11 protein-coding genes are annotated in these 12,845 nt (G+C 71.0%); 6 read left to right on the top strand and 5 right to left on the bottom strand.

What is annotated here, in order from left to right:
• Positions 1-38: 38 nt before the first annotated feature.
• Positions 39-497, bottom strand: coding sequence for a winged helix-turn-helix transcriptional regulator (locus tag AC1MEY_RS22735; RefSeq protein WP_480227638.1), 459 nt, complete (start codon positions 495-497; stop codon positions 39-41).
• Between the two features lie 58 nt (positions 498-555).
• On the opposite strand from AC1MEY_RS22735, the gene AC1MEY_RS22740 reads away from it, so the two are divergent.
• The 4 genes from AC1MEY_RS22740 to AC1MEY_RS22755 all read left to right on the top strand — a co-directional run bounded on the left by AC1MEY_RS22740 (position 556) and on the right by AC1MEY_RS22755 (position 7,104).
• Complete coding sequence (locus AC1MEY_RS22740) at positions 556-3,255, top strand: AAA family ATPase (RefSeq protein ID WP_480231626.1); 2,700 nt, start codon at positions 556-558, stop codon at positions 3,253-3,255.
• 54 nt (positions 3,256-3,309) lie between these two features.
• Complete coding sequence (locus AC1MEY_RS22745) at positions 3,310-4,152, top strand: MBL fold metallo-hydrolase (protein ID WP_480227639.1); 843 nt, start codon at positions 3,310-3,312, stop codon at positions 4,150-4,152.
• A gap of 262 nt (positions 4,153-4,414) precedes the next feature.
• A complete protein-coding gene (fumC, locus tag AC1MEY_RS22750) occupies positions 4,415-5,863 on the top strand; it encodes a class II fumarate hydratase (RefSeq protein WP_480227640.1) in 1,449 nt (482 codons plus the stop codon).
• Positions 5,864-5,871: 8 nt separating this feature from the next.
• Positions 5,872-7,104 (top strand): threonine/serine exporter family protein, encoded by a 1,233-nt coding sequence (locus tag AC1MEY_RS22755; protein WP_480227641.1) that lies wholly within the window; start codon positions 5,872-5,874, stop codon positions 7,102-7,104.
• Positions 7,105-7,111: 7 nt separating this feature from the next.
• Here AC1MEY_RS22755 and AC1MEY_RS22760 read toward each other — a convergent pair whose 3' ends face one another.
• Positions 7,112-7,963 carry an NmrA/HSCARG family protein gene (locus tag AC1MEY_RS22760; RefSeq protein WP_480227642.1) on the bottom strand — a complete coding sequence of 284 codons (852 nt, stop codon included), beginning with the start codon at positions 7,961-7,963 and terminating at the stop codon, positions 7,112-7,114.
• Positions 7,964-8,126: 163 nt separating this feature from the next.
• Between AC1MEY_RS22760 and AC1MEY_RS22765 the strand changes: the two genes are divergently transcribed.
• Together AC1MEY_RS22765 and AC1MEY_RS22770 are read left to right on the top strand one after the other, a co-directional pair.
• Positions 8,127-8,498: a cupin domain-containing protein gene (locus tag AC1MEY_RS22765; RefSeq protein WP_480227643.1), complete on the top strand. Its 372-nt coding sequence runs from the start codon at positions 8,127-8,129 to the stop codon at positions 8,496-8,498.
• A 57-nt stretch (positions 8,499-8,555) separates the two neighbouring features.
• The gene (locus tag AC1MEY_RS22770; RefSeq protein ID WP_480227644.1) at positions 8,556-8,972 is read left to right on the top strand and encodes a hypothetical protein; all 417 of its coding nucleotides are present in this window, start codon (positions 8,556-8,558) and stop codon (positions 8,970-8,972) included.
• 4 nt (positions 8,973-8,976) lie between these two features.
• Here the strand turns inward: AC1MEY_RS22770 and AC1MEY_RS22775 are convergent, their stop codons facing one another.
• The 3 genes from AC1MEY_RS22775 to AC1MEY_RS22785 all read right to left on the bottom strand — a co-directional run bounded on the left by AC1MEY_RS22775 (position 8,977) and on the right by AC1MEY_RS22785 (position 12,781).
• Positions 8,977-10,209 (bottom strand): S1C family serine protease, encoded by a 1,233-nt coding sequence (locus AC1MEY_RS22775; protein WP_480227645.1) that lies wholly within the window; start codon positions 10,207-10,209, stop codon positions 8,977-8,979.
• 87 nt (positions 10,210-10,296) lie between these two features.
• Entirely contained in the window at positions 10,297-12,123 is a 1,827-nt protein-coding gene (locus tag AC1MEY_RS22780) for a TIM barrel protein (protein WP_480227646.1), read from the bottom strand.
• 40 nt (positions 12,124-12,163) lie between these two features.
• Positions 12,164-12,781 (bottom strand): 3-oxoacid CoA-transferase subunit B, encoded by a 618-nt coding sequence (locus AC1MEY_RS22785; protein WP_480231627.1) that lies wholly within the window; start codon positions 12,779-12,781, stop codon positions 12,164-12,166.
• Positions 12,782-12,845 lie beyond the last annotated feature (64 nt).

Raw genomic sequence — 12,845 nt, forward strand, 5'->3', positions numbered from 1 at the left:
CTCACACCCGGGAGGCCCGGGGGGCATCCGTCAGATGACTATTGCCGGGACAGCCCGGCGTCGACCAGGTCCACGTTCGCGGTGGGAACCAGTGTGCCGTCCCGTCGCCGCATGACGACACCCACGCCCCGCCCGGTGGCCGACTCGACGAATCGGTAGGGGCTGCTGTCCGCCCGGGTCATGTGGCGGTGACCCCACTGTGCGGCCGCGGCCAGGACGGGGATTAGGTCGTGTCCGGCGTCGGTCAGCACGTACCGATTGCGCCGACGGGCGCCCGGCGCCTGGTACTCGACCGCGTCGAGCACGCCCACCTCGACCAGGGCCGCCAGACGGGCGCTCAGGACATCGGGCGCGACACCAAGTTCGCGCCGGAACTCCGAGAACAAGGAGCGCCCGAGCAGCGCTTCTCGCACGACTAGGACGGCCCACCGCTGCCCGAGGACCGACATGGCGCGTGCGATGGGGCAGACCTCGTCGGACCACGGATCGTCGGGCATGTCGCCATTCTATCTGGATAGGCAAGTCCTACTCAGCTCTGATAGATTGCCGACGGTGATGGTCGGCCGGACTGCGGAGCGGGACGCACTGGTCCGCCTGCTGGCCGAGACGTCGACCAGCGGTAGGGCTCTCGTCATCGAAGGCGATGCGGGCATTGGCAAGTCCCTGCTGCTGGCGGTCGGTGCGGAGTGGGCCACGGCCAACGGGTTTCGGCGGCTCGACTGCTGCGGACTGCAGAGCCACACCGAGGTGGGCTTCGCCGGCATCCACCAACTCGTGCACCCCGTCCTTGCTAGCGCAACTGCCCTCCCCGCCCGCCAGCGCGCCGCTCTGATGACCGCATTCGGCCTCGAGGACGGGCCCGCTCCAGACCGTCTGCTCGTCGGCCTCGCCGTCCTCGGACTGCTGGAGGAGGCCGCCGCCCAGCGCCGCCTGGTGCTCGTGATCGACGACGTCCAGTGGCTGGATCAGTCCTCGATCGACGTGCTCGCCTTCGTCGCCCGACGGCTGAGCAATGCCCCGCTGGTTCTGCTCTGCGCCCAGCGGACCACGCTCGACGCCTCGGCACCGCAGCTCGTGGGCCTCCCACGCCTGCCCCTGGAGCCACTGGCCCGCGTGGACGCCGAGGCCCTGCTCGACCGGTCCTCGCCCGGAACGTCACCGCGGAGACTGGATGCCCAGCTGGCCCGCCACGTGTTGGACCAGGCCGCGGGCAACCCGCTCGCCGTCCTCGAGTTAGGTTCTGCGGCCGCTGATCTCGCCGACCACCGCGCCGTCTTCACCGGTGAGCCCCTGCCCACCAGCCGTCGCGTCGAACGCGCGTTCCTGGCGCAACTGGACACCCTTCCCCACGGCAGCCGCACGCTCCTGCTGCTGATCGCGGCCAGCGAGGGCACCCTGACCGAGATCAGCTGCGCAGCCGACGGCCTGGACCTCGCACTCACCGAGTTCCTCGGTCCGCTCGAGCACGCCGGTCTGGTGAGCGTCGGCGGCGGGCGGATCCGCGTGCGCCACCCGCTCATTCGTTCCGCCGTATACGGCGCCGCAACCCTGGCGTCGCGTGTCGAGGTTCATCGGGCGCTCGCCGACGCCGCCACCGACTCCGTGCGGTCGGCATGGCACCGGGCCGAGGCCACCTACGGTCCGGACGAACGCGTCGCCGCGGACCTCGACGCGGCTGCCGAACTCGCACGATCTCGCGGTGCCGGTGCGGAGGCGTCCGCTGCGATGCGTCGGGCCGCCGCACTGTCGACCGACCCGACGGGCCGTGTCCGTCGGCTGGTGTCCGCCGCCGAGTTCGCCAGGGCCGCCGGACTCGTCGCCGAAGCGGGCGACCTCCTGCGCGAGGCCGAACCCATGGCCGACGCGTCCAGCGGCCTCGCCGACCTCGTCGTGACCCAGTTCGTCCTCAACGTCACCACGGCGACCCCCGGCCGGTCCGCCGACGAACTCGTCGCGCTGGCCCTGCGCCACCCGGCGGGTGACGAGCGCAGGCGCAGACTCCTGTGGGCCGCGGCCATCGACTGCCGCATGCGAGGCTTGCCGGCACACACCCGGTTCGCGGTCGCCGCAGCACTCGACCCCGACGATACGGGCGACCCGCTGACCGACATCGCCCGCGCACTGGTGGACGACACCGGATCGGGATCGGCTCTGGCCGAACGGCTTCCGGACCTCGTCGAGGCGCTCTCCGACACACCCCTGGCGTCGATGTCTCTGGCGTTCGCGGCGGAGGCGATTACCGATCGCCGCTCGGCGCTGCGGTGCTGGACGCACATGCAGCACGCGGCGCGCAGACGGGGATCGCCTGCCGACGAGTGCGGCGGTCTCCGTGGCACCGCGCAGTTGTTGCTCGTCGAGGGACGGATCGACGCGGCGGCCGTCGCCGCGGAAACCGCGTTGCGGATGGCCGAGGACATGAACCTGGCGATGACGGCCAATTCGGCCGCCGCCATCCACGCTCGGGCGCTGACCTGGCGTGGCGACCTCGACGGTGCCCGCGAAGCCCTGTCCCGAGCCCGCGCGCACTTGGCCGCCGACCCCACGATCCTGTGGCACGACGACGTCCACTGGGCCGCGGGCTTGTCGGCACTCGCCGGCGCCGACCACCAAGCGGCACTGCAGCACCTGTCGAAGATGACGCTGCACCGGACGAGTCGGCGGTGGGCGATCGCCGATTTGGCGGAGGCGGCCGCGGGCTGCGGCGAGGCGGACGCCGTCCGCCCGTTCGTGGCGGACGCGGAGCACCAGGCGAAGTTGCTCGGGATCGACAGCATGCTGGTGCACCGTGCCCACGCGGTGCTGGCCGGTGCCGCCGAGAACGCCGAGGACCACTTCCGCGCGGCGCTGCGTGCCGGCGGGCAATTCGATGCCGCGCTCGAGAACGCTCGCACGCACCTGCTCTACGGCGAGTGGCTGCGGCGCCGACGCAGGATCACCGACGCGCGCGACCACCTCGCGGTCGCCGTCCAGGTGTTCCACGCCGCGGGTGCTGCACCGTTCCGGCATCGTGCCGCTGCGGAGTTGCGCGCCGCGGGTGTCGCCCCCGCCGCCTGCCCGTCGGCGCACACCGCCTCCGAGGTGCTGACTCCGCAAGAGCTACAGATCGCCCAGATGGCTGCGGACGGTCTGACCAACCGGGAGATCGCGGACCGCATCTACGTGTCGCACCGCACCGTCGCCGCCCACCTGTACAAGGTGTTCCCGAAGCTCGGCATCACCAGCCGCAACCAATTGCACGCCGCGCTCAGTGCTTGATCCCAGTCATCTGACCTATGGACGGGCGGCAGGGCCGAAACTACGGTTCGCCCCATGACGCTGTCGATAGAGGTGTTCAACGGTGGGTACCTGCCCGTCGACGGTGGACCCGCCTGGCCTGGTCCCGACAGCGCGACGTGGCCGGCCTCGACGGCCACGCTGATCGCCGGCGACCACGAGGCCGTCCTCATCGACGCGCTGATGACGATCGACCAGGGCGAGCGACTCGCGGCATGGGTCGCCGACCGCGGCCGAAGGGTGACGGACATCCTGGTCACCCACGGACACGGGGATCACTTCTTCGGTGCGGGTCCGGTACTCGAAGCGTTCCCGGAAGCACGTCTCGTCGGGCTTGCCGACGTGGTCGAAGAGGCCAGGACACAGGTCCACCCCGACAGCCTGGCGAACTGGTCGACCTGGTTCGGCGATCGGTACGACGCCTCCCCGGCGCTACCGACGGTGGCCACCACCGACGTCGTCGACCTCGAGGGCCACTCGCTGGTGCTCCGGCCCGTGGGTCTCGCGGACGGCGTCGCCGGGTCGGTGGTCTGCATCGACGACCTGGACACCGTCTGCGCCGGCGATGCCGTGTACAACGACGTCCACATGTGGCTGTGGAACTCGACGCCGGAGACCCGCGAGGCATGGCTGTCGACCATCGACACCGTTGCGGCCCTGGCCCCCCGAACGATCATCGCCGGCCATCGAGATCCCGACGCCCCGGACGACGATGCCAACCGGCAGGTGACGCAGTCGCGAAAGTACATCGAGGACTTCGACCGCGCGGTCGGCCGATCCACCACGGGGGCCGAGGTCGTCTCGGAGATGGAAAGCGCCTACGGCCGTTTCGGGAACCCCTACACGCTGTTCGTTTCCGCATACTCGCAGTTCGCCTAGCCCTGCCCGTCGCTCGCCGTCGAGATAGCACTGACGGTCGTGATGTCCGAGTGGCAGCAGCCACCAGCGCTATCTCGACGCGGGGCCCGGACCGCCACCCGACCACGAGCGCTCCCCCACGCGTCAACGAATGATGACGCACCGGGGAGCGACACCCCCGCCCTCGCGGCCGGGACAGCGCTCACCCACTGCCCGCTAACCCCCACCCACGATGGCCGCTAGCGTCGACGACTCCGTCCGCCGTCTCGGCAAGGCTTGAGGCATGACATCGCACGAGACCTCGCCGCCGCAGATACGAGACGTCCCCATCGGCATCGACGCGACCGGCACGCGCGCCGAATCGGACTCCATGGGCACCATCGACGTCCCGGCCGACAGGTACTGGGGCGCACAGACCCAGCGGTCCCTCATCCACTTCTCCATCGGCAACGACAAGATGCCGAAGGAGGTCTACCACGCCTACGGATACGTGAAGAAGGCCGCGGCGCGCGTCAACGCCCGCGCCGGCCGGCTGCCGCAGTGGAAGGCCGACGTCATCGGCCAGGTCTGCGACGAGGTGATCGGCAAGCACCTGGACGAGCACTTCCCCCTGTACGTCTTCCAGACCGGCTCGGGCACGCAGTCGAACATGAACGTCAACGAGGTCATCGGCAACCGCGCCGTCCAACTGGTCGGCGGCGCCCTCGGATCGAAGCAGCCCATCCACCCCAACGACGACGTCAACATGGGCCAGTCCTCCAACGACACCTTCCCGACGGCCATGCACATCGCCGCCGTCCTCGAGATCCAGGACCGCCTGCTGCCCCGGGCGAACGACCTCCAGGAGTCGATCGCCACGACCGGCGCGACGTGGAACGACCTGGTCAAGATCGGCCGCACCCACCTCGAGGACGCGGTCCCGCTGACGGTCGGCCAGGAGTGGTCCGGCTGGGCGGCCCAGCTCCGGACGGCCATCGACCGGGTGGACGCCTCGCAGGGTGAGCTGTACCGGCTGGCCGCAGGTGGTACCGCGGTCGGCACCGGCTTGAACGCGCCGCACGACTTCGGCCCGGAGATCGCCGCCGAGATCGCCGACCTCACCGGCAGGCCGTTCGTCACCGCCCCCAACAAGTTCGAGGCGCTCGGCGGTCTGGACGCCATCGTCGCGGCGGGCGCGGCGCTGCGCGGGCTCGCCGTCACGCTGATGAAGATCGCCAACGACATCCGGTGGCTCGCCTCGGGACCGCGCGCCGGCCTCGCCGAACTCCGACTGCCCGCCAACGAGCCCGGCAGCTCGATCATGCCGGGCAAGGTCAATCCCACGCAGTGCGAGGCGATGGTCATGGTCTGCATCCAGGTGCTCGCCGACGACGCGGGTCTCGCGATAGCCGGTTCACAGGGCAACTTCCAGCTCAACGCGATGCGGCCAATCATCATCAACGACTTCCTGCACTCCGCGCGCATCCTCGGCGACGCCTGCGAGAAGTTCCGCGAGTTCTGCATCGAGGGCATCGACGTGAACCGGACGCGAATCACCGACTTCGTCGACCGCTCCCTGATGCTGGTGACGGCGCTGTCGCCCGTGATCGGCTACGACGCGGCGTCGGCGATCGTCCACGACGCCGATCGCACCGGCGGCACCCTGCGCGAGGCCGCGCTCGCATCGGGGAAGATCAGCGCCGAGGACTTCGACCGCATCGTCGTACCGGCCGACATGGTCGGACCGTTCTAGGAGCCAGAGTGAGCCAGCAGCGCGGCGAGACACCGGATCCGCTCGATACGGTGCTCGACGCCGCCGTCCTCCTGCAGGACAACGGCCAGTCCACCAGCACGACGCTGCTCGCGGTCGACAGGCTGAACTCCGGGCTCGGCGTGCGCAGCCGGCTGATCCCGTCGTGGGAATCGCTGATCCTCGTCGGCGACCGACCGCGCGTCGCGGCCGTCACGCCGACCGCGATCAACATGCGACGCGTCGCCGCCGCGATGCGCGTGGTCGACCGCGCAGAGGACGGGCCGCTCGACGCGGCGGACGTCTCTGCCGGACTCTCCGCCGCCGCGACACTGCCACCGTCGCACCCCGGCGTCTTCGTACTCGCCTGTGCCACCGGATCTGCCGCGCTGGCGGTCATCTTCGGCGCCGACGACGTCCGCGCCGTCCTCCTGGCCGCGGCGAGTGCCGCCGTCGGCGGCGTCCTCCGGCGCACGCTGGGCAGGTTCGGCGTCGGCGTCCTGATCCAGGCGTTCGTCGCAGCGGTGGTGGCCGGTCTCGTCGGCGCGGCGGCGGTGCACCTGAATCTGGGTGCCGCGGCCGGCGTCGTCGCGCTGTGCCCGGCCATGATCCTGGTCCCCGGACCGCACGTGCTGAACGGCGCACTCGACCTGCTGTCGCTGCGCACCTCGCTCGGTGCGGCCCGGATCGGTTTCGCCGCAATGGTTCTCGTGTCGATCGCGCTCGGCCTGGTGGTCGGCCTGCACGCGGGCGGTCAGGAGCTGCCGGTCACCGGCGCCACGGCCGCGGTGCCCCTGTACCTCGACGTGCTGGCCGCGGCGGTCGCCGCCGCGTCCTACTCGGTCTACTTCTCAATGCCGTACCGCATGATCGGGTGGCCGGTGCTCGCCGGGATGGCCGCCCACGGCGTGCACTGGTGGGCGCTCGACGTCATGGGGACGAGCCTCGCCACCGCGGCGCTGCTCGCGTGCCTGCTGGTGGGCATCCTGCTCGTCCCGCTGTCGCATTTCTTGCGGATGCCGTTCGCCGCCATTGGTTTCGCCGCCGTCGTGTCACTGGTTCCCGGCATGTTCGTGTTCCGGATGCTCAGCGGCGTCCTGCAGTTGCCGGGCAACGCCTCGGCGCAGGTACTGACCGCCACGGCGTCCGACGGGGCGATCGCCGTCACGGTGACGGCCGCCATGGCGATCGGACTGGTGGTGCCGATGCGCCTGCGCGACAGCCTGCTTCACCGTTTCCGCTGACGGCCCGTCACAGCGCGGCGGCCAGATCGGTGCCCACCCAGTCGCCGAACGACTGCCAGCCGACGTCGGGGAACCGCGCGTGCAGGTCGGCGATGTCCACGGTGTACCCGCCGCCGGACAGGAAGCCGAACATCGCACGCATGTCCTCGGACTCGATGTCGGCGGGATCGTCGGTCACCAGGTTCACCGGTCGGCCGACCGCACCCGCCAGCACCTCCGCCATCCGGCGCGGCGACGGGTCGTCCGAGGCGATGTCGATGCGCGCCCCGCGGTGCGGCTCGGGATCGAGGAGGATGGCTGCGACGAAGCGGCCGAGGTCGCGCCGGGACAGCTGCTGCAGCCCCTTGTCGGCGGGGACGGCCAGCTCGAGGACACCCGCCTTGATGTCGTCGAGACCGCTGAGGAGATTGTCGTAGAAGTACGTCGGCCCGACGATCGTGTAGGACAGGCCAGACGTCGCGAGCGACTGCTCCACCACGGCCTTGCTGTCGAAGTGCGGGATGCCGGTGTGCTGGTCGGCGTCCGCGACCGAACTGAACACCAGGTGCGGTACGCGCGCGGAAGACGCTGCGGCGATCATGGTCTCGCCCTGTGCGATCTCTGCCGACGGCCCCTCCTCGAACGGTGTCGTCAGCGCATACGCACCGCTGACGCCGTCGAACACCGCCGCCACCGACGCCTCGTCGGAGAGGTCGGCGGCGACCACCTCGACGCCCGCGTCGCTCAGGCGGCGCGCCGCCGCTGAATCCGTGCGGCGCGTGATGCCCCGCACGGCGGCGCCCCGTTCGAGCAGCGCCGTCACCACGGCACCGCCCTGCGCACCGGTGGCGCCCAACACTGCGAACGGTCCCTGCGTCATGGATCTCCCCTACGTCGTCTGTCCGGTGCTGCCAGCCTGCCACCCGCAGGCGTCTGCCGCGGTTCCGGCTAGCCGCCACCCGCGTCCCCCGTTGGCCGGGATCACGGGAGCGACTCCACCGGGCAGAGTTGAGCACGTACCGCCCACCGAGAGAAGGACGACGATGATCCGAGCATTCCGCCTGTACACCGGCCCCGATGGCAACTCCCACGTCGAGCGCGGCAGCATCGCCACCGGAGCGCTGGTGGGCGCCGAGTCGATCGAGTTCAAGGAGACCGCGGCGCACTCGTCGTTCGACTGGCACAACGATCCGATCCCGCAGTACGTCCTCACGCTGTCCGGCGTCCTGGAGTTCTCGACCGTCGGCGGCGAGACGTTCACGATTCATCCCGGGGACGTCCTGCTGGCGATCGACCACACCGGCACGGGCCACGAGTGGCGGTTGGTGAACGACGAGCCGTGGAAGCGCGCCTACGTGGTGTTCACGACGGGCGCCGACACCCACTTCGTCCCCGACGAGCCGTCGGCCGGGTAGCGCGCGACTCCGGTCAAACCCCCTCGCGGCGACGGGCGCTGCGCCAGAGTTGATGGCATGACCGACAAGGGAAGATCACAGCCCGCGGACCTGCGGGCGGCGGCGCAGGCGGCCGCCAACGCCGCGCAGGATCTGGCGAGCGGCGCCCTGCGGGTGCCCACGGCGTCCGCGCAGATCGTCGCGCAACTGCCCGGCCTCATCGAGAACCTGGCGGCCGCGACCGAGCGTCTCAACAAGAACCTCGACAGGCTCGAGCGGTACCTGGCGCTCGCCGACCCGACGTTCGAGGCCATCGACCGGCTGCTACCACAGCTCGAGGCGGTGGTGGCGCGCGGCGATCAGGCCGTCCGCGTCGTGCAGAACATCCCCGGGGTGAGCACCATCGGCCGTATCACCGGGCTGTCCGCCGACACGAACCCGGCGCCGGAGGCCAAGACCTCGAAGCGGCGGCCGGGTCCGCGTCGCAAGGACTGACGGGTCAGGCCTTGCCGAGCGTGACCTGAGCGGTGGCCGGGGCGCCGCCGTCGACGTAGGTGAGCGAGACGGTGTCGCCCGGCGCCCTGGACCGCACCGCGGCCACCAGCGCCTCGGGCCCGTCGATGACCTGGTCGTCGATCTTGGTGATGACGGCGCCGCCGGGGACGCCGGCTGCGGCGGCCGGACCGTCCGCGGTGACGGCGCTGATCGCCGCGCCACCGGAGGCGTTCTGATCGCTGCTCAGCTGCACGCCGAGGGAGCCGTGCGTCGCGGTGCCGGTGGAGACGAGTTCGCCGGCGATGCGCTTGGCCTGGTCCGACGGGATCGCGAAGCCGAGGCCGATGGAGCCGGCCTGTCCGCCGCCCGCGCCGGAGCCGCCGCCCATGCTGGCGATCGCCGAGTTGACGCCGATCAGCTCGCCCTTCATGTTGACCAGTGCGCCACCGGAATTGCCCGGGTTGATCGCCGCGTCGGTCTGCAGGGCCTCCAGGACCGAGACGTCGCCGCCCTGGGCCTCACCCGCGGCGACCGGCCGGTTCAGCGCGCTGACGATGCCCGAGGTGACGGTGCCCTCCAGACCCAGCGGCGAACCGATCGCGACGACCTTCTCACCGACCTTCACGTCCTTCGACGACCCAATGGCGATGGGCGTCAGGCCCGAGACGCCCTCGGCGCGCACGACTGCGAGGTCGCCGCTCGGGTCGGTGCCCACGACGGAGAACGGCACGGTCCGGCCGTCGGAGAACGTGACGTTCGTGGTGACGTCGCCTGCGCCGTTCATGGCGGCGGGCCGGGCACCGGGCGCCTCGCCGGCCGCGGGGGCCACGACGTGGTTGTTGGTGAGGATGAGGCCGTCGGGGCTCAGCACGATGCCCGACCCCTCGGCGCCCTCGTCGCCCATCTTCAGCGACAGCTTGACGACGCTGGGCATCACCTTGGCCGCGACCTCCTCGACGGAGCCCTCCGGTGCGCCGGGTGCGGCCTGCGCCGCGGCGGGCCTCGACGCCGTCGTGGTCTGCGAGACGGCCGGGACGTCGTGCGTCCGGTCGACGGTCACCGCCGTCGTCGCGCCGATGCCACCGCTGACGACCGCGATCGCCGCGGCGCCGACGATGAGGGCGGTGCGACGGGGCTTCGGCCGCAGGGCCGCGGGCGGCGGCGGCGCGACCTGCATCGGGGGCGGGTAGCCCCAGGTCGGGGGGTGGCCACGGGGATCGGGCGGCGGTGTCGTCATGACACCACGGTGCGGGTGGTCACTGAGACGCGACTGAGAACAAGATCAGGAACGCCCGAGAAGTATTGCGCTCAGGGCGAACGCGAGCTAACCGGCAGCCGCCACCCGCCCGCGACGCGCGGCGACGTGCGCCGCCATGCGGATCGGCGCGTCCGCGAGCGGACGGCCGCGGTAGTCGCCGCGCCGCTCGATGATCTCGAAGTAGACCTGCGACCCGATCACCGTCGTGTACGCGTGCAGGTACTCCCCGTCGGCGCTGCGGTCGTAGAGCACGTTGCAGCGGCGGAGCCGGTCCACGAACGCGTCGTCGAGATCCAGGCGCGCCGCGAGGTCGACGTAGTAGTTGGCGGGGATGCGCAGGATCGGCGCATCGTCGGGCAGCCCGCTCAGGGTGGCGAGGATGTCGTCGGTGACGAAGGCGACGTGCTGCGGAGTCTGCACGCCCGGGGTCCACTTGCCGCGCCGCAGCAGCGGACCGTCAAGCGCCACACCGAATCCGGACGGATCGGGAGCCCGGAGCAGGTGGCTGCGCACCAGGCCGTACGGTCCGGGGTACTCCGCCACCTCGTCGGTGCGCATGCCCAGCACCGAGCGATAGAACAGGACGCTCTCGTCGTAGCGGTCGAACGGCGCGGTGACCGAGACGTGGTCGATCCCGGTGATGCCGGCACCGGCGGGCGCGTCGCCCGCCGGCACGGGCTCGAAGTCGCGGCGCCAGTCGAGGCCGCCGCTCTCGGTGGAGACGAAGAAGATCGACACGCCGTCCGGTGCTGCGACCGCGGGCAGGTCCGCCTCGCCGGGTCGCACCACCCGCGGCAGGGCGGCGACGTTCAGGCCCTCGGCCGAGGCCGCGAAGCCCGTCGGGTCCTCCGCATCGAACGCGATCGCGGCGATGGCCGACGAATCGTCCTCGGGCGCATCGGTCGTGACGGTCACCAGGATGGTCGCGGCGGCCTGCGTCCACGCCGTGACGCGCTTCGACCGGTGGCTCGCCGACCGGGCGAATCCCAGTGCGGTGAGCGCACGTTCGGCGGCGGTGACGTTGGTGGGCGTCACGCTCAATTCGACGAAGGCGGCGTCGAAGCGCTGTCGCGGCAGCGCGTCGCCGAGACCCGCCTCGAGGGCGCCGAGTGACCGCACCGCGTCGATCGCGGTGCGGACCGGTGACGACTGCCGGAAGACGTCGTTGAACACCTCGAGGGACAGCGGCCCCTCATACCCGGCGGCCAGTACGGCCCCGGTGAATCCGACGAGGTCGAAGGCACCCTCGCCCGGGAACAGCCGGTAGTGCCTGCTCCACTGCAGCACGTCCATGTCCTTGTGCGGCGCGTCGGCGAGCTGGAGGAAGAAGATCTTCTCGCCCGGCACGTCGGCGACGTCGTCGATGGTCGACGATCGCGACAGGATGTGAAAGCTGTCCAGGCACAGGCCCATGGCGGGATGGTCGGCCCGCCGGACGGCCTCCCAGGACTGCTGCCACAGGTCGACCTCGCGGCCCCACGCCAGCGCCTCGTAGGCGATCCGGACGCCGCGTCGGCTCGCGACGTCCCCTGCCGCCCGCAGTTGCGTGGCGAGCAGGTCCATGTCGGCGACCGCGTCGGCCGACGCATTGGAGCAGACCAGGATCAGGTCGACGCCGAGTTCTGCCATGACGTCGAACTTGCGGTCGAGCCGCACCAGGTTGCGCTCGAACTGCTCGGGATCGGTGCTGTCGAGGTCGCGGAACGGCTGGTACAGCACGATCTGAAGCCCGAGTTCGGCACAGCGGCCGCGGATCTCGGCCGGACTGGACGTCGATGCGATCAGGTCCGGTTCGAACAGCTCGATCCCGTCGAATCCGGCGTGCGCGGCGGCGACGAGCTTGTCGTCGAGCGTGCCCGACAGGCAGACGGTGGCGATGGTCTTGAGAGTCACTGCGGGTGGCCTTCCTTCGCGACGAGGTGGGTCGGCACGGTCAGTCCTCGACGCGCCGGAGCGTCGGGGCGAGGCGCTCCTGGAGTTCGGCGAAGGAGATGCCGTGGGTGGCGATCACGCGGATCCCGTCCGCCCCGACGGCGAACGTCGCGAGTTCGGTGTAGACCCGGCTGACGCACGCCAGGCCGGTCAGCGGATACGTGCACTGCGACACCAGCTTCGGCGTGCCGTCCTTGGTGAACAGCGACATCATGACGAAGACGTCCTTGGCGCCGATCGCCAGGTCCATGGCGCCGCCGACGGCGGGGATCGCTCCGGGTGCGCCGGTGTGCCAGTTGGCCAGGTCGCCACGCTCGGACACCTGGAAGGCGCCGAGGACGCAGACGTCGAGGTGCCCGCCGCGCATCATCGCGAACGAGTCGGCGTGGTGGAAGTACGCGGCGCCGGGCAGCTCGGTGACCGGGATCTTGCCGGCGTTGGTCAGATCATGGTCGATCTCGTCGCCGACGGCCTCGGGACCCATGCCCAGCATCCCGTTCTCGGTGTGCAGCACGATCCCGCTGTCGGGCGCCAGGTAGTCCGACACCTTCGTGGGTTGTCCGATGCCGAGGTTGACGAACGACCCGGGTGGGATGTCGGCTGCGACGGCGCGCGCCATCTCGTCGCGTCCGAGCGGGCCGCGGTCGAGGTTCTCGACGGTTTCCGACACGGTGAGTGCGATG

This window comes from Mycobacterium sp. PTI7, from assembly GCF_056679845.1.

What these genes read in the sequence shown, in the direction of transcription:
- AC1MEY_RS22775 (WP_480227645.1), bottom strand. Translation starts at nt 10,209, where the DNA reads ATGACGACACCGCCGCCCGATCCCCGTGGCCACCCCCCGACCTGGGGC.
- AC1MEY_RS22765 (WP_480227643.1), top strand. Translation starts at nt 8,127, where the DNA reads ATGATCCGAGCATTCCGCCTGTACACCGGCCCCGATGGCAACTCCCAC.
- AC1MEY_RS22735 (WP_480227638.1), bottom strand. Translation starts at nt 497, where the DNA reads ATGCCCGACGATCCGTGGTCCGACGAGGTCTGCCCCATCGCACGCGCC.
- AC1MEY_RS22740 (WP_480231626.1), top strand. Translation starts at nt 556, where the DNA reads ATGGTCGGCCGGACTGCGGAGCGGGACGCACTGGTCCGCCTGCTGGCC.
- fumC (WP_480227640.1), top strand. Translation starts at nt 4,415, where the DNA reads ATGACATCGCACGAGACCTCGCCGCCGCAGATACGAGACGTCCCCATC.
- AC1MEY_RS22745 (WP_480227639.1), top strand. Translation starts at nt 3,310, where the DNA reads ATGACGCTGTCGATAGAGGTGTTCAACGGTGGGTACCTGCCCGTCGAC.
- AC1MEY_RS22770 (WP_480227644.1), top strand. Translation starts at nt 8,556, where the DNA reads ATGACCGACAAGGGAAGATCACAGCCCGCGGACCTGCGGGCGGCGGCG.
- AC1MEY_RS22760 (WP_480227642.1), bottom strand. Translation starts at nt 7,963, where the DNA reads ATGACGCAGGGACCGTTCGCAGTGTTGGGCGCCACCGGTGCGCAGGGC.
- AC1MEY_RS22785 (WP_480231627.1), bottom strand. Translation starts at nt 12,781, where the DNA reads ATGGCGCGCGCCGTCGCAGCCGACATCCCACCCGGGTCGTTCGTCAAC.